The organism is Acholeplasma oculi (assembly GCF_900166985.1).
Taxonomy (GTDB): Bacteria; Bacillota_I; Bacilli_A; order Acholeplasmatales; family Acholeplasmataceae; genus Acholeplasma; species Acholeplasma oculi.
On the sequence record NZ_FUZK01000001.1, the window covers coordinates 620,178 to 643,451 of the forward strand.

19 protein-coding genes are annotated in these 23,274 nt (G+C 32.3%); all 19 read right to left on the bottom strand.

Annotated elements, in window-relative coordinates:
- Window positions 1-56: 56 nt before the first annotated feature.
- Window positions 57-3,884, bottom strand: coding sequence for an InlB B-repeat-containing protein (locus tag B5X49_RS07770; RefSeq protein ID WP_045749682.1), 3,828 nt, complete (start codon window positions 3,882-3,884; stop codon window positions 57-59).
- 145 nt (window positions 3,885-4,029) lie between these two features.
- Window positions 4,030-4,989 carry an aldose epimerase family protein gene (locus B5X49_RS02980; RefSeq protein ID WP_045749683.1) on the bottom strand — a complete coding sequence of 320 codons (960 nt, stop codon included), beginning with the start codon at window positions 4,987-4,989 and terminating at the stop codon, window positions 4,030-4,032.
- A 24-nt stretch (window positions 4,990-5,013) separates the two neighbouring features.
- The gene (locus B5X49_RS02985) at window positions 5,014-6,114 is read right to left on the bottom strand and encodes a mandelate racemase/muconate lactonizing enzyme family protein (RefSeq protein WP_079560641.1); all 1,101 of its coding nucleotides are present in this window, start codon (window positions 6,112-6,114) and stop codon (window positions 5,014-5,016) included.
- A gap of 36 nt (window positions 6,115-6,150) precedes the next feature.
- Window positions 6,151-7,260 carry an ABC transporter ATP-binding protein gene (locus B5X49_RS02990; RefSeq protein WP_045749685.1) on the bottom strand — a complete coding sequence of 370 codons (1,110 nt, stop codon included), beginning with the start codon at window positions 7,258-7,260 and terminating at the stop codon, window positions 6,151-6,153.
- A gap of 77 nt (window positions 7,261-7,337) precedes the next feature.
- On the bottom strand, window positions 7,338-7,895 hold the full coding sequence (locus tag B5X49_RS02995) for a helix-turn-helix domain-containing protein (RefSeq protein ID WP_045749686.1): 558 nt from the start codon (window positions 7,893-7,895) through the stop codon (window positions 7,338-7,340).
- A 158-nt stretch (window positions 7,896-8,053) separates the two neighbouring features.
- The gene (locus tag B5X49_RS03000; protein WP_045749687.1) at window positions 8,054-8,902 is read right to left on the bottom strand and encodes a PIG-L deacetylase family protein; all 849 of its coding nucleotides are present in this window, start codon (window positions 8,900-8,902) and stop codon (window positions 8,054-8,056) included.
- Window positions 8,903-8,915: 13 nt separating this feature from the next.
- Window positions 8,916-10,274 carry an ROK family protein gene (locus tag B5X49_RS03005; RefSeq protein ID WP_052670113.1) on the bottom strand — a complete coding sequence of 453 codons (1,359 nt, stop codon included), beginning with the start codon at window positions 10,272-10,274 and terminating at the stop codon, window positions 8,916-8,918.
- Window positions 10,275-10,291: 17 nt separating this feature from the next.
- Window positions 10,292-11,014, bottom strand: coding sequence for a glucosamine-6-phosphate deaminase (gene nagB, locus B5X49_RS03010; RefSeq protein ID WP_052670115.1), 723 nt, complete (start codon window positions 11,012-11,014; stop codon window positions 10,292-10,294).
- 8 nt (window positions 11,015-11,022) lie between these two features.
- On the bottom strand, window positions 11,023-11,487 hold the full coding sequence (locus B5X49_RS03015; protein ID WP_045749688.1) for a GNAT family N-acetyltransferase: 465 nt from the start codon (window positions 11,485-11,487) through the stop codon (window positions 11,023-11,025).
- Window positions 11,488-11,506: 19 nt separating this feature from the next.
- Window positions 11,507-12,412: an N-acetylmuramic acid 6-phosphate etherase gene (gene murQ / locus B5X49_RS03020; RefSeq protein ID WP_045749689.1), complete on the bottom strand. Its 906-nt coding sequence runs from the start codon at window positions 12,410-12,412 to the stop codon at window positions 11,507-11,509.
- A 2-nt stretch (window positions 12,413-12,414) separates the two neighbouring features.
- Window positions 12,415-13,302 (bottom strand): BadF/BadG/BcrA/BcrD ATPase family protein, encoded by an 888-nt coding sequence (locus B5X49_RS03025; protein ID WP_045749690.1) that lies wholly within the window; start codon window positions 13,300-13,302, stop codon window positions 12,415-12,417.
- Window positions 13,295-14,869, bottom strand: coding sequence for a beta-N-acetylhexosaminidase (nagZ, locus tag B5X49_RS03030; protein ID WP_045749691.1), 1,575 nt, complete (start codon window positions 14,867-14,869; stop codon window positions 13,295-13,297). Before nagZ ends, B5X49_RS03025 begins: the two co-directional genes overlap by 8 nt.
- Window positions 14,862-15,995, bottom strand: a complete 1,134-nt coding sequence (locus B5X49_RS03035; RefSeq protein ID WP_045749692.1) for an exo-beta-N-acetylmuramidase NamZ family protein — start codon at window positions 15,993-15,995, stop codon at window positions 14,862-14,864. Before B5X49_RS03035 ends, nagZ begins: the two co-directional genes overlap by 8 nt.
- A complete protein-coding gene (locus B5X49_RS03040) occupies window positions 15,988-16,635 on the bottom strand; it encodes a DUF624 domain-containing protein (protein WP_045749693.1) in 648 nt (215 codons plus the stop codon). The genes B5X49_RS03035 and B5X49_RS03040 overlap by 8 nt, the downstream gene beginning before the upstream one ends.
- The gene (locus B5X49_RS03045) at window positions 16,635-17,633 is read right to left on the bottom strand and encodes a carbohydrate ABC transporter permease (RefSeq protein ID WP_052670117.1); all 999 of its coding nucleotides are present in this window, start codon (window positions 17,631-17,633) and stop codon (window positions 16,635-16,637) included. Before B5X49_RS03045 ends, B5X49_RS03040 begins: the two co-directional genes overlap by 1 nt.
- On the bottom strand, window positions 17,623-18,570 hold the full coding sequence (locus tag B5X49_RS03050) for a carbohydrate ABC transporter permease (RefSeq protein WP_045749694.1): 948 nt from the start codon (window positions 18,568-18,570) through the stop codon (window positions 17,623-17,625). Before B5X49_RS03050 ends, B5X49_RS03045 begins: the two co-directional genes overlap by 11 nt.
- Complete coding sequence (locus tag B5X49_RS03055; protein ID WP_045749695.1) at window positions 18,570-21,155, bottom strand: DUF5696 domain-containing protein; 2,586 nt, start codon at window positions 21,153-21,155, stop codon at window positions 18,570-18,572. Before B5X49_RS03055 ends, B5X49_RS03050 begins: the two co-directional genes overlap by 1 nt.
- Window positions 21,152-21,793 carry a YIP1 family protein gene (locus B5X49_RS03060; protein ID WP_045749696.1) on the bottom strand — a complete coding sequence of 214 codons (642 nt, stop codon included), beginning with the start codon at window positions 21,791-21,793 and terminating at the stop codon, window positions 21,152-21,154. The genes B5X49_RS03055 and B5X49_RS03060 overlap by 4 nt, the downstream gene beginning before the upstream one ends.
- A complete protein-coding gene (locus B5X49_RS03065) occupies window positions 21,790-23,265 on the bottom strand; it encodes an NHL repeat-containing protein (protein ID WP_045749697.1) in 1,476 nt (491 codons plus the stop codon). Before B5X49_RS03065 ends, B5X49_RS03060 begins: the two co-directional genes overlap by 4 nt.
- Between the last annotated feature and the right edge of the window lie 9 nt (window positions 23,266-23,274).

The following is a 23,274-nucleotide window of genomic DNA, read 5'->3' on the forward strand; positions in this document are numbered from 1 at the left end:
ACAACTTTAGTTTAATAAATGGAGCCTATGTATCCGCATAGGCTCCACCCATTATATTAGTTTAAGTCTCTTAGTTGATAAACATTGAGTGTTGCATCATATTCCCATTTAAGTTCATCGAATGCATTTTCAAAGTTTAGATCCCACCAACTTTGAGTTGGAGCTACCTCTAAGATATTTGTTGTTGTTGTTCCATTGACTGGACCTGTTAATGTACCATAGAACCAGAAGTTTGTAATGGTTTCATATGTTTTAGTAGTTGTAATATGTGCTGCATCTACTGCTGCAGATACTGTACCATTGAAATATACATCAAGAAGTGTACCTGTACCAGTTGGATTTGGATTATGACGTCCACTTACAGCTCCAGCACCTGTACCTGATGCATTGACATCAACATCAACCATAACTACTTTAGATAATGTAATGACGATGTATCCAGATGCACCATTATTTTCACCAAATAATCCACCGACTCTGTTCGTTCCAGAAACTGATACATTTTCTAAGTAAATATTTGTAACACTCATATTCCAAGCTGCTGAACCATCACCTACACGGCCGAATAATCCACCAGTTGCTTGAGTTCCTGTAATGACTGCATTCTTAATGGAAATATCTTCAACAGTCGTTCCACGGTTCACATAACCAATTAAACCACCTACACCATTAGAACTTGCACCTGTTACAGTTAATCCGTCTACATGAATATTTTGTAAGACAGCTTCAACGTTTGTAATTTCACCTGCAATTAAACCAGCTCTTGCTGCTACTGTACTTGAGATAGCTGCATTGATAAATTCGATATTCTTAACTGTTCCTCTAAGTCCAAACCAAATACCTACTCTATCTTGTGTACCTTGAATTGTTAAGTTAGAAATAGTTTTAAAGTTACCATCTAAGACACCTGTAAATACTTTTCCTGTTTGCCATACCCAAGAGTAACCTGTGAAATCTAGGTCATTTGCTAAATAATAAGATTCGCTTAGACTAAATGGAGCAACACCATTAACCATATTATAAAACTCTTCAACAGTTGAGATTGCAGTTCCTTCTGGAACATAACTCATTTCCTCAAACTTAGCATATAAAGTTAAGTCTGCTGTAATTGGAGTTTCTAAGACAAATGCTACTGTCTTTTCTGAATCTGTAAACCAACCCTTAAATTCAAAGCCTGGTTTGAATGGAGCAGGAGGTAATACTAAAGCCTCTCCATCTAAAACTTCAATATCTTCAATTGCTGTTGCACCATCCACATCAAATGAAACCACATGAGATACTGTAACTACAGATAGGTCATATGCGAATGTGTTTTGTGCTGTTGTTGGGTCCATTGAACCAAATACGTTATCAAATGAATCTGTTGCAACAAGATAGAATGTAATACCACTATCTACGAACATATCTGTAACTGTTGCACCAAAATCAATTGTAAATGTTTGTGTTAAAGCTGTATAAGTAACTGTAACACCTAAAGCATCAAATTGATTTTTAGCTTCTAATGAACCATATGGTCCATAAGGATTTGTTTCAGATACTTCAACTGCATAAACTGTAAATTCTGGTAAGTTTGCTTCTAATGAATGATCAACTTCTAAACTATATGCATTAACATCAGATACTTGAACAGTTAATACAAATGTATCTTCTGCTCCAAGTGATATAGATCCGCTTTCAGGTAATACTGTAACAACTGGAGCAATATCATCTACCCATTTTGCATATACTATAACATCTGTTGTAATGACTGCATCAAAATCAAATAATGTAGTAAATTCAGCTGATGTATACCATCCATCAAATGTATATCCATCTTTAGTTGGTGCTGTTGGTAATAATGCTTTAGCACCATCTAAAACTGTTTGTGCTGTAACAGATGAACCACCGTCAACATCAAATGTAACTGCAAATTCTTCTACGAATTTAGCAACTAATGTAATATCTTCAGTAACTTCTGATTCAAATAATACATCATTTAAATAGAATCCTAAGAAAGCACCAAGCTCAGGATTAACAAATACTGGACTTAATTTAGAATTTCCTCTAACATATTGATATGAATTAACATCATTGACTGAAAGTGTAACTTCAAATCCTAAATCAATAGATAATCCATTGAATGTAGGAAGTGCATCTTCTACATATACCCAACCATCAGCAAACTCTGCTAAACTTGTTTCAGGTAATAATGAAATGTTTGCAAATACCAATTCATTAGTTGTATTCACACCATTAAGTTGTTGACGATCATAGTTAAATGCCACGACGTAAACACGGCTAAATGATGTAATATTACTACGTGCAATATGTCCACTATTATTATCTGTTTCATGAGTTGTATCAAAGTTTAGAACCAAGATCACATCTGTAATTGTACCAATTGTACCTTTAAACTCATTGTCTTGAGTTAAATTATTATCTGCACGACCAACAACTCCACCTAAATATCTCATACCATGTAGATTTGCATAAACAACTGCATTATCTACACTAAATTCTGGTCTTAAACCGTTTGAGTTTCTTCTAACTTCACCTAAGATACCACCCACACGTTCTCCTGTTGTTGTTACTTCAACATCTAATAATACATTGGTAATTGTTATAACGGATGATTCAACATCCCCAACCAATCCACCAGCTGCATTGGAGTTTGATAGTACTTTAACACCTTTTAAGACGATACCATCCACTGTAACAGTTGAAGGTGTAGCAGCTCCTTGGATATGACCAATTAAACCACCAGATCCTACGCCTGTTGTTTCAACAGATGAATCAATGATTGTAATATCATGAATCGATACTGTTGAACCATTCATAATACGTCCAACTAAGATACCACCTTGTGATGTACCTTTAACATGTACATTTTCAAGTGTTAAATCATAAATTGAACCACCAGACATTCTTGGTACTAAACCAGCTTGGTTTGGTGTTTCAAAACTTAAATTAGATATAGTTTTCCCATTACCATTAAGTACAAATGAATGTGGTTGTACAAGTGTTTCGGTTAATAAACTACCATCCCAATCAAAATCAGTAAAATCTAAATTGTTTCTTAAATAGAATATCGCACCTGTTTCATAAACAGTTGTTCCATTTATTAATTCATAGAATTGATCCTCAGATGTAATTGCTGTTCCCTCAGGAATTAATTCCCAACGTGCATAAAGTGTCATATTGGATTCCACAGTATCTACTGCAAAGTCCCAAAGTGTGATGAAACTTGCTTCTTTATACCAACCAACAAGTTCATAGCCTTCATATTCAGCACTTGGTTCTAATACCAAAGCGCCATCTGCAACAGTTCTTGTTGCAGGGAATACATCACCAGGCAATGCATTAAATGTGACTGTAAATTCAACTGCATTCACTTCCCATTTTGCATAAAGTGTCATATTGGATGTAACCGCTGTAGAAGCTGTTACTGCTTGAGTTAAATTACTGTCGCTAAACCAACCAATAAATGTTGAACCAGCCTTAGTAGGTACTGGTAAAGTACCAAGTGTTTGTCCACTTGTTTTAGTTATATTAGCTACTGTACTTCCACCATTTGAGTTAAATGTGACAGTATACTCTGTTGGAGCATCCTCTGTCCATTTTGCATGAAGTGTGATATTTGCTTCTACTTTATCCGATGCAAATACCCATTTAGTCGTATAACTAGATTCTTTATACCAACCATCGAGTGTAAATCCACTTCTTGTAATACTTGGTTCTGTTAATAAAGAACCTGCCTCAACTTCTCTACTTGCTACACTTGGCCCACCATGGCTATTAAAAGTCACTGTATACATCGTTGATGTAGGTACAGTACAAGCAGCAATCATTAAGGTCATTAAAAAACCTAAAATAAACACTAAAATATGTTTTGTGCGAATTTTCATGTTCCCCTCCGTTATTTTTACGCATGTAAGCGTTTTATACAATCTTATTATATAAAATTGTGGAATAAGTCTCTATGTGCAAAATAACTATATTTTTATGTGTAAAAAAGCCAACAGCTAAATGCTATTGGCTTTAATCATTTGATTAAACCTCTTCGACTGTATATAAGATGAAATGTTGATACGTTTCACCTTTTCTTAATATGGATGAATTAAAATTTGGATGATTAATTGCATCTGGTTCAATTTGACATTCAAATGCAACACCACCATAGACTGGAATATCTAATCCATCTTTAGTCTTTTGTGAAAATAATCGATTCATTGTATAGACTTGAAATCCAGGATAAGATGTCTCAATTGTAAGTTTCTTATGCTTAAAGGATAATTCAATGATTCTTTTTTTACCTTCTTCAAATAAGAATGCATGATCAATTCCTTTTGTAAAAGTATCTTTTAATGGTAATATGCCATCTTTAAGTGGTTTTTTCGTTCTAAAATCTAATGGATGATTGGTTAATTCAATGAGTTTTCCTGTTGGAATCAATTCATGGTCCACATCCAAAATTCTATTTGCTGTAGTAACTAGTTCATGTTCTAAAATCGTATGATCCCCTAAATTAAAATGTCCATGATTTGTGATATTCAAAATTGTGTCACGTGTAGAGGTTGCATCATATGAGATTTTCATTTGTTTCCCAATTAATTCATACGTTACATATAAAGTCACTTCACCTGGAAAACCATTATGCATATCCGGTGAAACGGTTTTAAATACAATCTTAGTAGGTTCATGTGATACAACATCAAAATATACTGTATTGATCGCATTAGGACCACTATGTAGATTATGTTTATCTAAATTATTTTTTGGAATATTGTAAGTTTCACCATTGATTTTAAAACTTGCATTGGCAATACGATTTGCAACTCTTCCTACAGTTGAACCAAAATAACCCCTGGATGAATCCTTATAAATTTCTAAATCTTGATTGTTCAACATAATTGATGTCTTATCGGAAAAACAGAGCCACTCATAAATAGTAGCTCCGTGATCTAATAAGCGCAAGATTTGAAATTCATTTTTAATTTCATATACATGCATACTTACGACCCCTTTTTTTATAGATTAAAAATCAGTTTTATATGGTGCTAATTTAGCAAAATCAAATTCTACGCCTGTACCAATTGTATCTGGTGCGACTGCACGGTGTGTTTCTTTATTGATGACAAGAGGTCTCTTTGTATATTGGTCAATTGGGAATGAGTGAACTTCTAAGTAACCTGCATTTGGAAGTGCAGCAAGTAATGAAACATGTAATTCTTGCATACCGTGTGTAGATACTTTTAAGTCTAACATTTGCGCAACATGAGCAACTTTCATAAATCCTGTAATACCACCGATGTTTGATGCATCTGGTTGTGGGAAATCAATTTTACCTTGAGTCATCATTTGGAAGAATTCTTTTGGAGTTCTTAGGTTTTCACCTGCTGCAATTGCCATACCTGAACGTTCAGCAATAATCTTATGACCTTCATAGTTATTTGGGTCAATTGGTTCTTCTAAGAATATAATATTATATTTTAATAATTCTCTAGCAGCACGTACAGATTGTTCAATTGTCCAACCCATGTTTGCATCTACCATGAATTCAACATCTGGTCCAATCATTTCTCTTAATGCTTTAACACGTTTAATGTCTTCAGATAATTTAGGTTGTCCTAATTTAATCTTAATTGCAGTTAAACCCATGTCTAAATAATTTTGGTGATGCTTTAATAATTTTTCTAATGGGAATGCTAAATCGATTGCTCCACCATAAGCTTTAACTTCTTTATTATGTCCACCAAGTAATTTCCATAATGGTTCTTGAGCTTTCTTAGCTCTTAAGTCCCATAATGCAATATCAACTGCAGAAATTGCAAATGATGCTAATCCACCATGACCAACATAGTGAATACCTGTTTGCATTTGTTCCCATAGGTCTTCAACACATGAAGGATCTTTACCTAATAAAACGTTTCTTAATTCCACTTGGATAAGTTTTGAAATACTTCTTCCACCAAATCCACCTGTATAAGTGTATCCAACACCTTCTCTACCATCATCTGTTAAAACACGAACGATTGGCACTTCAAAGTGAGTATGCACTCCATGTTTTGCATCACTTACCAATTCAGGAAGTGGAATGCGGTAATACTCAACAATAACATCTTTGATTTTTGACATGATAAAATTCTCCTTAATGATTTTCTCTTTTACTTTTTACTTTATTACAAGTTCTGTTTTTGGATCGAAGAAATGACATTGGTTCATATCGAATGCAACCTTTAAGAAATCTCCTCTTTTCACTGCTTTTGTTGGTATACTTGCAACTGCATTTTGATTATTAATTGCAAAATATATATTTGTTTCTGAACCCAACAATTCAACTAAATCCACTCGAATTTCCATGGATGTACTTGGATATGTTTCACAGACTACTGGATCATTATGAATATCTTCTGGCCTGATTCCAAATACGACTTCTTGATCGATGTATCCTTTTTCTTTTAATACATTGACTTTAGCAAGAGGAACTTCAAGTTTTGTATCACCTGCATAGAAATATCCATCGGATTTAACAATACCTTTTGCAAAGTTCATAGGCGGTGTTCCCATAAATCCTGCAACGAACATATTGACCGGTTCATTATATATTTCTTTTGGGGAAGCTACTTGTTGTATATATCCATCACGCATGACAACAATCTTATCGCCCATTGTCATAGCCTCAATTTGATCATGTGTTACATAAATTGTTGATGTATTAAACTTTTCAGCAATCTTTTCATGAATCTTAATTAACTCTGTACGCATTTGTACACGTAATTTAGCATCTAGGTTTGAAAGTGGTTCATCCAGTAAAAACACTTTTGCCTCACGTACAATTGCACGACCTAAAGCAACACGTTGTCTTTGACCACCAGATAATGATTTAGGTTTTCTATGTAGATAAGGTGTAAGTTCTAAAATATCTGCAACTTCTTTAACCTTCTCTTCAATCTCTTCAGGTTCCATACCTCTAAGTTTTAAACCATAACCTAGATTATCGTAAACTGTCATATGTGGATAAAGTGCATACGATTGGAATACCATTGCAACATCTCTTTCTTTAGGTGCCTTATCATTGACTCTAACACCATCGATTAAGAAATCTCCTGCTGTAATTTCTTCTAATCCTGCAATCATACGTAATGTTGTAGATTTTCCACAACCTGACGGTCCAACTAAAACAATAAATTCACGATCATTAATTTTTAAATTAAAATCGTGAACGGCTTGTACACCGTTAGGATATATTTTGTTGATTTTACTAAGTTCTAATACTGCCATGTGTTATCTCCTAACTAACTTATAAGTAAATTATATGCCTATTTTACAGACAAATATATATGCAAAATGCACATTTATTACTTTATTAATGAATAAATGATATAGGCATCTTTAAAGTTTCTACAATCAAAGCCAGTTCTTGCATAAAACTTATCCAATCTTTGAATTAAAGTGTTTCTATGTAGATACAATTTAATACTTGCTTTAGAGGTATTTTGATTAGATTCTAAATAGACTTTAATCGTGTGAAGTAATTCAGTATCCTCATAAATCGTTTTTAATACAATTTTCTTAAGTTCATTGTTTACTGGAAAATCGAGTCTTTTCATCAAAATAAGTTGATCATCATAAACAACGGTATTCATAAACGGTATGAGTTTAAACCATACTTCTACTTTATCAATAGGGAATTTAGGTTCTTGATCACTTAGATAGACTCTTAAATCTGCATAAAGTTCGGAGGCTAAGCCTAAAAAGAGATCTTCTGATGCTTTTGAAATCTCTTCAATATATAAAACCATTTTTGTTTCATAATCCTCTACCTTTAATATGTTAAGGTTCTTAGATAATATATCCAATATTACAAAACGGTAAGGTTTAATTTCTGTTTTAGTTTCTATGATTATAAACGGCATACGTATATATAGACTCCTTATATTCATTATACAACATTCAAACTAAAAATAAAAGTCATTTTTCCTAGTTTAGAATCTATGGTAAAAATTTAGAATTTTCTCAAACTTATTACTTCAAACATAAAAAAAACTTTCCTATTTTAAGGAAAGTCTTTGTCTTATATCATTTTTCTAATTTTGTTTTCAACATCTTTTTTGAAGCGATCAATTGCAGCTAGAATAAATTCAACCATATCAATTGAATCATCTTCAATTAACGGTGTTAAATCCATACCATTAACCACTTGATCGGATTGGTCTACTTGATGTGCATTTGAGAAGGTTGCATTGGCAAGTCTTCTTCCAATGGTTGCTAAATCGTATCGTTTAGCACCATCAATTTGAGAGTCAAATATTTCAACTAAAGCACTTGTTAGGTTTGGACGATGTCCCACACTAAAGACCACTTTTTCATCATCCATTAACCAGTCTAAATCTCTCCAAACCTCAACTGCATATAGTTTTTTTGGACGAAGGGATTTATCAATTAAACGAATCGCTTTAATCGTTTTAGTAACAACACCGATATGTGTATCGTGTTTATCTGCTAAATTATGTGTATAAATAATCTCTGGTTTTGCATCTAAAATCATTTTTCTGATTTCTTCAACAACAGTTTCATTTTTAGCATCTTTTGTTTCACTTGAAGGTGCATTAATAAATGCTTGTAATCCATATTCTCCTAAAAATGCTGCCTTCTTTTGTTCTAAATTACGTACACGCATCATATCTTCATTGGTGTAATTTTTATAATTTCCACCACGTGAAGAACCAGAACCATCCGTAACAACCACACCAAAAAACCATTTATCTTCTTTTTGGAATGCTTGTAATACACCATCTATTGCACCAATTTCAATATCATCATGATGCGCTAAGACTGCCATGTGTGTGGTACGCTTTATTGCTTTTTCCAAATCAACTTGATCGGGAACATAAAACTCTGTACGACTTAAATATTTTTCCATTATTTTAACCTCTTTAAATTTTTACTAAACTTGCAGCGGCAACAGATTGTCCTACACGTCTTGATTTTTCATCTGGTAAATCAATTTGAATCTTATTTCCTAGAACTGGGAACTCTTTTTGAAGAACTTCTTTAGCAGTATCTACAATAATTTTACCACCAAGTCCTGATGTTACACGGCCAAGTAATAAAACTTGTTCGATATCATAGAATTCACTATAATAAGCTAAGCCAAATCCTAAATATGTACCAATCGTTTGATAAATATCTTGGTAAATTTCGCTATTGTTATCAAGTGCTTGAACAACCTTTAAACGTTCTGCAAGTGGCATATCTTCTTCAAACTTGATACCTGATGTTTCTGCTAAGCGAATCACGGCATCTTGACTGAAATACTTCAATCCACAACCGAAATCACCACTCCACTCATCTTCAGGACCATTCTCTTGAAAATCAACTGGAACAAAAGCAAGTTCGTTTAACCAACCAGATATATTTCCTGAATCATTGATATATCCTGCTGCCTCACTTGTTCCCATAGCAATACCTAAGAGTTTATTCTTACCTAAACTCATGGAACCTGCAAGTGCAGTAACATCACCGTCATTAGCAACGGCTAATGGCACATTCAGTTCTTTTGCCACATCAATATAAATGTTTTTAACATGTTGTTCAAATAAATCGTCTGGAACTTGTATAAATAAACTAGCAACTCTTGCTTCATTATGTACATATACACCAGCAGAACTTACGCCTAATGCATCCACTCTAGGCATTTTTTCAACAGCTTTATAAATCGCTTTACGTATATATTCTTTATGATACAATGGATCACTATTTAATTTTGGAAACCATACGATTTCTTCACTAAAAATAGGTACACCATCCACCACTGCAGATACTTTCATATCCGATCCACCCGCATCAAAACCGATACGATAACCATCTAAGTGTTTGCCCATTGGTTGGTCTTCAGAATATATTTTAGGTAGTGTATCACTGTGAAGTACAACAAATTTTTGACCATAAATACGACTCATAAAATCTTTATCAAATACTCTAGAACCATTTTCATAGATGTCTTTGATTACTTCGTAAATCTTTTTATTGCCTACGATGGTAACTTTATATCCACCATATATCCAAAGTAAGGATTTAACTAATCTTTCTACAAAGAATAGATTATCATTCATACGTTGATGATCTTTAAATACTTGTGTATGATATACTTCACTAAATCCATCATTTCTTTCAACAACGATACTGAGTGGTTCATAATTATTGGAAGCTAATACTTCTTTTTTAAACTGATTCACATATAAAATTGCTGGTGAAAAATTAGGATCTAATTTTAATTTATACTTTAATTCCATAACAAAATACCTCTTTCTTATGTTAATTTATGCGCTGCATCTGTATCCAAAAACACCATAACATTTTTGTGACGTTGAAGAATAGATGCAGGTAAAGACTCAGTAACAGGTCCTTTAATCATTTCATAAACTGCATCACTCTTATTTTTACCTGTAGCAATAACGATAATTTCTTTAGCTTCTAAAATTTCAGATATCCCCATGGTAATTGCATGTGTTGGAACTTCATCTAAACTATTAAATAATCTTGAGTTATCTATTCTTGTTTTTAATGCAAGTTCAATGATATGTGTTTTAGAATCAAATGGTGTATTGGGTTCATTAAATCCAATATGACCATTCGATCCGATTCCTAATAGTTGAATATCTATTGGATTTTCTTGAAGTAATAATTGATAATCTTTCATTGCCTCATTAAAATCTATTCGTCCATTGGGAATATGTGTTTGATTTAAATCAATATCTACATGATTAAATAATTCACGTCTCATAAAATTAAAGTACGTTTCTGGATGTGACTCATCTAATCCAATATATTCATCTAAATTAAATGTTTTAACACCCTTAAATGAAATTAATTTTTCTTGATATGCTTTGATTAATTTTTTATATAAAGGAATTGGAGTAGTTCCTGTTGCTAGACCTAATGTAAGGTTTGGATTTTGATTCAATCGATCGATATATACTTTAGCAACGGCATCATATAATGCTTCCTTAGATTGAAAAACTTGAATATTCACTTTCGCTATCAACCTCTAATTAAACGGTCGTATACATTACCGCTTTCTTCTATTGTTTTTGCTCCTACGGTTTTTTCGTAGAATTTTAATACAGAATCACCAGCACCACCAATAATTGCATACCCATAACCATCATGATACATTGCCTCAAGTGTATGTAAAATCAATGCTTTACCGATATTGTGACCTCTTAATGTTTCATCCACACCAATCGGTCCAAAATAACCTTTAGCTGTTGCATCATAAGCAGAAAAACCGACAATTTTCTTATCTTTTAATGCAACAAAACAAGTGGGTTGTGCTTTATATAAAGCAGCTTTTACCTCAGATGCCCAACCTTTAGAAAAATGCGTTTCTACAAATTGAATCACTTTATCACTATTTGGTGATAAAACTCTGATAATTTGCACTTCTTTTGAAGGCATTTTATCGCTAAAATCTAAATTATATAAATGAACCAACATGTCTTTCATATGATTATTTCTCCTGTTTTTATAATATATTATGACGTAATGCTTCTCTAATATTTCCGTTATATAAATCTAATATACGCTTAATTTCTTTTGCATCATCAATCTTTGAGATAATTGCAAATATTGCATGTTTTACGGATTTATATTTATCTAAATGAGCTTGTGCAACATTGTCATCAACGCCTGTAACCTCAACAACAATACTAACTGCACGACTTTCTAATTTTTTATTACTCATTTGAATATCAATCATAAGATTTTCATAAACTTTACCAAGTTTTACCATAGCAGTTGTTGAAATCATATTTAAGATTAATTTTTGAGCAGTACCTGATTTCATACGTGTTGAACCTGTTAATGGTTCAGGACCTGTAACAGCTTCAATTGGAAAATCTACAACTTTAGATACTGGAGCATTGTGTGAAGTTGTAATACTTGCAGTTTTAGCACCGATTGATTTTGCATATTTTAAACCAGCAACTACATAAGGTGTACGACCACTTGCAGCAATACCAATAACAAAATCATTTGCTGATAATTGATATTTCATCAGATCGTTTTTAGCAGCTAATTCATCATCTTCAGCACCTTCAACAGGATGTCTTAAAGCGACATCTCCTCCTGCAATAATACCAATAACCATATCTGAACTTACTCCAAATGTTGGAACACATTCAGATGCATCTAATACACCTAAACGACCTGATGTACCTGCACCAATGTAAAATAGTCTTCCACCATTTGCAAGACAGTTTGTAACAGAATCTACAGCCAATGCTATTTTATCGATGACTTTTTCGATAACTAAAGGAACATTTTTATCCTCGTTATTAAACATCTTTAAAATTTCTACCGTTGAACTTACGTCTAGGTTTTTTGTTAATTTATTTCTTTGTTCAGTACTTATTGATTTGATATCTACCATGATTAGATTTCCTTTCCTTTGGATATTAAGTATAGATTGTACCCACCATAAACGGCTTCCCTAATATCTTTTTCCATTAAAAATTGAATTTCTTTTTTCTGTAGTTGGGTTTTTATCTCTTCAATAACGATCGGAGCATTTTGGATAAAACCACCACGTAGTGCTAATTTAAATGGCTGTTTAAATTGGTTGATTTTTGAAACTTTTTCAATCGATTTTGCAATAACACTTGCTTCTTTGATTAATAATTTTTTAACATAGGAATCATTTTTTGCTGTAATCAAAGCTGCAATACTTGCAATATCTTGTTTCTTCTCTTTGTGAACAAATCCAATAATGGATTCTTTCGTTTCGAGTTTTAATGCATTGAGAATAGACTGTTGTACACGATTTAATTTTTTATCCTCATCCAGTCTATTCAAAATGTCTTTCATAAAATTCATGACAAATCCATATGCTGAGCCTTCATCTCCAAATAAATGACCATATCCACCAAATCTCTTGATTAAACCATCATTTAAACTGTAAATAATACTTCCTGTACCACCTACGACGTATACAAGTGGATGAAGCTTATCATATGCTGAATAAAGTCCTAAGTAAGCATCGGGATGAATTTCAACAGGTATCTGATATTTTTCCTTGATATCAAGTGTTAATAAAGCGATATTAGGCACCATACTATAACCTGCAATACCTATGACAATTAAAGCAGTATCCTTTGTTACCAAACGATCAATTACTTCTATAATTGTTTTTTTACCTTCAACATAGTCAACAGCAAAATTACTAGAACCAGCTAATGCTCTATTGATTTCTACTCCGGATTCATGATATAAGACGCCTAGTGTTTTTGTTCCACCACCGTCGATACTTAAAATATTACTCATAACGTATTGGGGCAACTCCTTTAGGTGTTAATTCACCCTTAAGATATTGAATCACTGCTTCTATAGAATTTGGTGTGTATTCATAGAATGCTACATAATTCTTAATTTGTTTTGTATAGTATAAATCATATGGATTTCTAAGTGCTAAAACATGTAAATCTTTATCTAATTTCGCAAGTGCATCAATCAAATGAATTTGAGTTTGATATACATTTCCGTTATAAGATGTATAAATGATTTGATCATAATCTTTAGCTTTTAAAACAAGTTTTTCAATGTCAGATTCTGTTGGTTGAACTTTTGTCTCAACCACATCAAGTTGACTAAATTCTTGTTTAAGTCTTAATCCTAATTTTGAGTTATGTGAATCTTCATCTGCAATCGATGTTGCAGTTGGAAGTGTTGCAATAACTAAAGCTTTCTTAGCAAGTTTGATTGGTTGACCTTTGATTAAAGTTACTGCATCAAATACAACTTGTTTAGAAAATGCTTTTGTTTCATCATTTTCAACAATTGTTTTAACATCTTCATATGTTTCACTAAAATTGATCGGTTCAAGTTTTTCTTTATATTTAAGAATTCTTTCAACACGTTCATTTAATGTATCCATACTTAATTCACCATTTAAAAGTGCTTGATTTAAACGATCAGATGCACCGATTTGATATGGTAAATCATGACAAATACATACAAGGTTTGCACCTGCATTCACTGTCATTAAAGTTGCTTCAATTGCACCATAATGGTTATGAATTGCTTTCATTTCAATACCATCTGTAACAATTAAACCTTCAAAACCCATTTCTCCTCTTAATAAATCTGTTAATGCACGTTTAGATAAAGTAACAGGTAATCCATTTTCAGTTAAATTTGTAAAGTTAATATGTGAACTCATGATTGCATGAATTCCTTCATGAATCGCTTTTACGAATGGTTTAAATTCAAACCTTTCTAGTTCTTCATAAGATTTTTCAACCTTTGGTAATGCTAAATGAGAATCAACATGTGTATCTCCGTGACCAGGGAAGTGTTTTGCTGTTGCAACCACGTGGTTTTGTAAACCCTTAATATTAGCATTAGCAAATAATGCAACTTTTTCTGGATCATCTGAGAAACTTCTTACACCAATAACTGGGTTTTTAGGGTTATTATTAACATCAAGTACAGGTGCTAAATCCATATTCACACCTAACTTAATTAATTCTCTACCCATCATATCACCAATTTGATATGCATTTTCTACTTTATTTGTAGCAGCAATTGTCATTGCACCAGGGAAGAATGTAGCATCATCAAAAATTCTTGTTACCATTCCACCTTCTTGGTCGATAGAAATATATAAAGGTAATCCAATTTCTTTCATAGCAACTTCCTGTAAACCTTTATTCAGTTCGTAAAGTTGTTGTGCGGATTCAATATTTCTTGAGAATAATAAGATATTTCCGACTTTATAGTCTTTAATTAAATTTCTAATATCTTCTGTAACTGTTGTACCGTGAAATCCAGCCATAATCAATTGGCCAATTTTTTCTTGCGTACTTAAGTTTTTAATGTCAAATTTATTCATATAATCGGTACCCCTTCACAGAAGCTTTGAATGCTTCTTCATCTTTTTTAAAGCCTTCAAATATTAAAGCTTCATCTTTGTTTAATTTTAAATCTTGACTACCTGTCAATAAATCAATCATTTGATTTTGACCTTCCTTCCATGGTGGTAGGAATTTAAAATCTGGATATAGATTTCGAATGACATTAAGAATTCTATAACCTGCACGTACAGGTTTAAATGCTTGATGGTCTCTTACAAAAATCTCAATACCATGACACGCCTCACCAACATGTTTACTCATGTTTGGTGTAAAGTGAATTGGGCGTACCTTAATACCTTCAATTTGAAGTTTAGAAACTGCATCACATAATTGATCTGCATCGATATAAGGTGCACCAATCATTGTAAAAGGTCTAGTTGTTCCTCTACCTTCTGACACATTCGTACCTTCAAAAATACATGTTGCTAAATAAACAAATGCACTATCTCTGGTTGGTAGGTTAGGACTTGGTGATAACCAAGGTATATCATATGCACTAAAATCTAAGTCATAACGATAACCTTCCATTTTAATAACTTCTAAATCACAATTAATTTCAAAAACATCATTAAAATACATTGCTAACTCACCAATAGTTAATCCATAACGTTGTGTAATTGGATAATACCCAACAAATGAACGATATGTTAAGTCTAGAATATTACCTTCAATATCATGTCCTAATACGTTTGGACGATCAAAGACAACAAATTTAAGTCCACGTTCTTTAGCAGCAGTCATCGCATGACTCATTGTATAGATATAGGTATAAAATCTAGCACCTACATCTTGCATATCATAACATAATACATCCACATCTTTAAGCATTTCATCATTAGGTCGACGGTTTTTACCGTAAAGTGAGTGTACTATTTTATTTAATTTTTCATCAAAATAGCTATCTACATACACACCAGCCTCAGCATTTCCGCGAATACCATGCTCAGGACCAAAAAGTGTTGTTAGATTTACTTTTTCATTTAATATATCTGCACTTAATCTCAAATCTTTAGAAACACCTGTTGGATTTGTTATTAAACCAACACGTTTTCCTTCAAAAAGATGCATATATGAGTCAATACGTTCGATGCCTAATTTAAACATTTTCTTTATCCAGACCTTCCACAAATGTTACAACTTTTTTAAATAATAATGCGTATAAGCAAACAGGTGTTGATAATCCTGCAAATAAGAAAATAAATATTGTAATAGGATGCAAGAGCATTAAGAATGGAATGAGCATAATGAGTACTGCTAAGACAGTTTTAATCACATATTTTCCACTTAAGAAAAATGCAAACTTTATCAATAACCATGTATCCGTATTCGGATAAGTGATCATGAGTGGTAATGTAAACATCGATACAAAGACCACACTTAATACCATAATAATCATGACATATTGTCCAATCACATTAAATGGATTTGGGTTTGTTTGTAAAAAATCTTGATAAATTGTTACATTAACAAATCCTAAAATAAGTGCAAATGCTAAGACTAAACCGATTTGCATTTTCTTACCAAAGTTTTCTGTGAAGAACTTGAAATATGACTTAATCATTGGAACTTCTTCTTTATTTAAGTATTTATGGTAGAGTTTATATCCAGCAAGTAATGCTGGATATATCGTAACTACCGGTAAACTTGTTAGGATAATCATAATGTTGATGACTGTAATACGAAGTACCCAATCAGCAAATGTATTTAATTTTTGGTAAAAACCACTTTCAAATTGTTTTTTCATTAGCCGACTATACCTGTTCTTTCTATCGATTCAACGAATTGTTTTTGAACGAATAGATACATAATAAGGAGTGGTAACATCATGAGTAATGCAGATACGTTGGAGATTGTTGCTAAGAACATTGGGTTTGACCATACGTCTTGACCAATTAAGCTTAATCCACCTGTATAGAATAATGCAGCATATATATTTTCTGCAGCATTGACTAAACGCATGGTTAGAATTGGGAATGTAGCAGTTGAAATTTCAAATATTTTAGCAAAATAAACATCATTCCATTGCCATACGAATGCGAATAATCCTACAGTTACAATCGCACCTCTTGCATTCGGTAACATAACGTTCCAAAAGATTCTAAATACGGATGCACCATCTATTTGTGCAGCCTCTTCTAATTCTTTTGGTAATCCTTTAAAGAAACTTCTAAAAATATAGATAAAGATACCACTACGTATACCTTGACCAAGTCCACTCATTACATAAATGGATAATTCCTTACCAATTAAACTTAAATCTCTAAAATATAGATATTGAGCAAGTGATAATGCTTGTGGTGGTATAACGATTGTAATAATAACGAAGATAAATAATACTTCACTACCTTTAAATTTCAATCTTGAGAATGCATATCCAGCAAGTGCTGTGGATGCAATTTGCAAGATCATTGAGATTGCACTTAACTTTAATGTATTGAGTAATGCATTCCAGTAATCTAGAACGAGTGCAGCAATTGTAAAGTTTTGTACACTCCAGTTTTTAGGAATCCATACAACAGATGGGTCGTTTGCATCCATCGGTGCTCTAAATGCCAATAAGAGTTGTTGAATCACAGGATATAGAATAACAAAACATAGTCCACCCAGTAAAAGTGTTCTTAATACGGATAAGGATAAACTTTGAAATTTACGAATACGACGTATACTTTTACCACGTTGTTTCGCTTCTTCATTAAAGGATAATTTTCCTAATGCTAAATCCGCTTCTATATTAATGTTCATAATGTGATCCTCCAATCTTAAAGATTTTTGCAAGCACAAAGACAACTAATAACACACCAATAATACATAGAACATAAATCCATGCCATAGCAGAACTTAGTCCCCAAGCTTGTTTATTCAGTTCATCTGAAATAATTGTTGCAACAGGTGATGTTAAGAATGTATCCACTAAAGCATAAACAGTAACTGTTAAAATATGTGGGCTTACATTTGGTAATGTAATTAACCAAAACATTTCATAACTTGTAGCTCCTTCAATCTTAGCCGCTTCATATAAATGATTTGGAATTGATTGAATACTTGCTAAGAATAGTAGAATCGGTACACCGCTTAGTGCTAAAATATCATAAATTCTATCAATTAAACCGACAACAAAAGCAACTAAGAATTCTGGGAATCCTGTTTGGAGTAAGAAGAAATGTAAGTCAAAGATTTGACCCACGCCTTGTTGTGCTAAGATGTCATTAATCGCTTGACCACCGCCTAAAGCAGTTGTAACTGCAACTGAGTTTAAAATAACTGGAACAAAGAATATCGCACGTACTAATGCACGTCCTTTAAACTTCATATTTAATAATACAGCCATAAATAAACTAAAGATTAATAATACTGGTAAGTTAAAGATGACATCGGTCATTGTATTAATCAGTTCGACTCTAAAACTTGTGGATGTTGCAACACTGACATGTTCATTAATTGCAAAGAAATAGTTATCAAATCCAACAAATTCAGCAATAATCTCACCAACAGCAGGCGTTAGTTTATAAAAACTATATCTTAAGGATTCCATAAATGGTAATAAGAATAATAAGAGTAATCCTATAAACCATGGAAGTAAGAAAATGATTGCCCAAATAAATTTTTGACGTTGGTATGTAAATTCATACTTCTTTTTACCTTTAGGGTTATTCACTTGATTATTTAGTGTATGTTGCATCATGAACCCCCTTGGATGATGTAATAACTCATACCTTCAACTGTGTTTGTTTCATAAGGAACGCTAAATAGATTATAGTTCAGTACCACATCTAATCCATTAGAGTATTGAACTCTATAGACGTTATTAGCAATTCTTTGATGATTGATCAAACGACCTTCTGCAATTTTTAATGCATTTAATTCTGTCACTTGATCACTGATTTGATCTAACCAGTTAATATAATGTGTTGACATATATTGGTTATGGTTGGTATTCAGTAATTTTTGTGAACTATCAAAGGATAATGTATATTTTAAATTTGAACCTGTTTCGATGACTTTTAAGAATTGGAATTCAGGGCTTCTGTTACTGGATAAGTTCATAGAATCTGCTGAATAATCTACAAATCCACTTAATACGAGTTGTATGAATGGAATTTGATAATCAATTAATCCGTAAAGCGTTGTTTCTGTTGGTAAATTATCTATCAAACTTGCATATGCAAATGCAAATCCAAGTGGATTAGATAATAATACTTTTTGTTCAACTTTTTCTAATAAACTTTGTTGAATTCTTAATGCATCTTGTTTATATAATGTTCCATGGTAATCAAAGTTTGAAACTAAGGATGAACCAATATAACTTAAGGATAAACCTTCAGATATGATTTGGCCTTGGACTCTACCATAAAGTGTTTCATAGAATAATGGATTGAGTAAGAATTGATTTAAATCCTTTTCCTCACCAAATTCTGTATAAGGTAATCTGGATGGATAGTGATATCCATAGTAGAGTGAGCGAGAACCACGAACTCTTAATGTACTATAGAATGAATCATCTAAAATACCTCGATATGAACTTGTTGTAACAAAGTTCATATTTTGATATAAGTCAATGTCTTGAGCAGTGAGTTCTTGACTTAAACGGCTAAATCCTTCTTTGCCACCTAAAACGGTAACGAAGTCGTTTCGATCAAATAATTGATTCGATAATCCGCCGTTTGCAGCTCCTAAATAGGAAACTGAAATGTCACTTATACCTAAGTCTTTTAACTCATTTACTATACTTAATGCTTGATCAAATGTTGTTAAGCTATCGAGTGTTGTATAAGGAATTCCTACAAAGAAATCTTTCTTATCAAATGCACCTAGAAATTCTGTAAATACTTTAACCTTATCCGTCGTATCTTTTGCTTCTAAGTTGAAATTCTCAACTAAATAATTTTGATATGTTTGAGCCATACCTACATAATTATTATTAGCACCTCTTAAGAATTCATAACGTACAGTAAAGTCTGTTTCAACAATATCCTTTGTCCATAGACTTACACCATAGGTGTTAAATCCTGAACCCATAATCACTTGTTCATTTTCTCTTAATTGGAAACTTGCATATATCTTATTATAGGAGTCAATACGGTTAGAAATATCAGCATTAATATATGCCATTGCATCACCTTCAGTGATGATTGCAGCAAATCCATTATCTTCTTTAGACATACCAAACACTGGTATATTGATTTTTTGTTGTTGTTCAGCAATCTGCATTGGCATTAATGCTAAATCCATACCATATAGACGTTTTCTATATGCGTTTTGTGCAAATTTTCCATTGTTAAACTCGATAATTGCACCACTTCCATCTGGAATAAATAAATATCCTTCAGATGGGTTATTATCTACAACCATATGTGCTGTACCAAATAGTGGATATAATGAAATTTCAGAAATCTTACCACCAGATTCTTTAATTGAATCTTTGATAATTGTTGCTTGAATACCTTCATCATTTAAAGTAACTTCAACACCAATTTGGAATTGAATCTTACTTGGTTCATCAAAGATACCATAGCTTGCATTTTCTTCTCGAGTACGTTCTAATGTATAACCTAATTGTTCATAGAAAACTTGATAAAGTCTTCTTTTTACACCAATTGTCATGTTTGAAGTGTACTGTGCATCCACAATCATGTATGCATTATATTCTTCACTAAAACCAGAATAAGCAAATGTTTCAAGTGTATTTCTAGTAGCTTCATCAAATGATTCCATCACTTCAGCTGGGATATATTTAGGAAAATACAAATGGTCGATTTCTAAATTGACAATATCATATAATACTTGGAATCCATTTTCGACATATTTAAATTTAAACGTACGTTCACCTGCTGGATTTAATACTCCTGCAGGATGTGAAATAGATAATAAATAGTTATTAATCGATGTAACAGATCCTGCTTGGTTAAAGTAATTTAACTCAAGTGTTGATTTTTGACGATTTTTAGCAGCATTAGTAGTTCCTAATCGATTATCTTCCACATCTGGGTTTGATAACCATACATATCCATTGGATTTATCCAATAATTTGAAATAAGATGTATTTTCATCAAAATAGAGTGCAAAAGATGCATTTTGTGTAACTAATTTATCTGAGTCTAGAGGACCAGTAGATTCTGTAAACCCTTCTTCAGAAAAAGTTCTTGTTTCTAAATAAGCATAGCTTACTTTTGACATCGGTATACCAATTGCAACAAATGCTAATATTGCTACAACAAATACACCAATCAACACTTTTTTATATTGTTTTTTCATAAAATTAATCATCGTCTTAACCCCAATTCTTCAAGAATAGCGGATACAAACGAAATAAATTGTTGTATTAAATCAAAGAATAAGAGTCCTAAAAACATCATCACTAACATTGATACAATCGTTAGTAAGAAAGCTGCTAATGTTTTAAATAATCCGTATTGATGAATATTTAAAATACCCATAAATAACATCCATGCAGCCATAACATATGAAATGCTAATTGCAAGTGTGTAAAAAGGCATTTCTTCTAATGTAAGAAAGTTTGAAATCAGTAATGCTGGAAAACCAATGATAATGATTGGAAACAATGCATATCCTGTAACCATTAAGATTTCTTTAAACTTCCCCTTACCTTCCATCAATGTTGTTACAGACCAGTTGGCTGTGACAAAAAGCATGATCAGAAGCGCTACAACAAAAATTTCTTGTAAGTTATTTAAATCTAATGGGTTTCTATTATTAATTAAAACCCCTTCAAATTGAAATGTTAATATTCTAAGCAGTGCAAAGAGTGCAATAAAAACTAATGCAACATGCATCTTGCCTTTCTTCTCAACTTTAAATTCATCAAATCCATCAAATGGGTGTGACAAAAGATATTTAGGGAAACTTAGGTAGTTTTCAACAAAAAGTTTTAATTTATCTTTCATTTTAACTTACCTCTTTTCTTTCTAACTTCTTTAAGAACAATAAACCCAATTGGAATTAAGATGACACCTAAGAAAATATATGCAAAATTATCTTTAATAATTTGGTTTCTATAGGATTTAAAAGCTTTAGAATAGTAGTATTTGTCATGACCAAAGTTAAAGTATTCCATAGCTTCTTCAAATTGTCCATTTCTTAAATAGAATTTACCAATACCGTTATAAGCTACTTCATAGTTTGTATTCAGTACTAAAACTTCTGCCCATTTTTCTGCCGCTAAGTCAAATTCACCACGTTCATGATGATAAATAGCTTGATTAACCTTCGCACCAAACTCTGTGTGTGAATAGACGATAACTGTTCTTAATCTTCTATCTAATACTAATAAGTTATCGTTTAAATATCCAAGTGCAACACCTTCTGAAAATTTATCAGATTGTTGTCCAGCCTCACCATTAATATAAAGTAAATTACCTTCAGAATCATATGTGAATAATCTAGATCTCTTTTGATCTAAAACAGTATAAATACCATCTTTGTAGATTGCAATATCTGTAAGAGTTGATGGTCCATCAATAACATATTTATTCATACCTTCAACAAATTGAATATCACCTTTAGGTGTATGATATCCATTACGAATTAAAACGTCTACCCCTTTAGGGTTAATCAATTGAATCATATTTTCTGAGTTGTTACTGGATGGTAATGCAGTTGCATAAATGAAGTTTTCATCATTCATCGTAACATTGGTAAAACTTGTTGGTAAGAATCTTGGTAGTTTAGCGATTTGTTCTTCTGTCATTAAAGAACGGTTAAAGATATCCAGTGGTGTTAATTGTATTGGGTTTACACCTGTGTATCGATTAAATGAACCATCTGTATCAAGTTCAATAATACCTTCGATAATATCTTTGGCAACCACATACATACGACCTGTTGAATCCGTCGTAATCTTTACAGGTTCAAAATCTAATTCATTAAATGTAATATCATCAATTTCACTAAATACATCTACAACTTCTTTTTGATGATTTAATTTAATGATACGTTTATTACCTGAGTCAGCAATATAAATACCTGTAGGTTTAACATCTAAACCCATTGGTTTATTTAATGTAAGTGGTGCATATTCTAATTGTCCTTCAGGTAAAGCAACACCTGAATTCATAAGCTTTTCATGATAGCTTGCACTTACTGCAAATTCTGTTAATGAAGCTTGTAATTCGAATCGATCATTTGTAATGATCAAGGCATTTGAACCACTTGCAATGATATAGATTTCATTATCATAAATAACCATATCTTCTGGTGAATTCATTGGCACACCTAAAGATTGCTCATTAAAATATTGAGCAAAACTTAAACCTGGTGCAGAATGAATGACATCACCATAATATGAGTAATTATAACGAACGATTGAAAAGTTAATAGGTAATGTCAATAATAATGTAAGTAATGTAAATATCTTCATATTGACCTC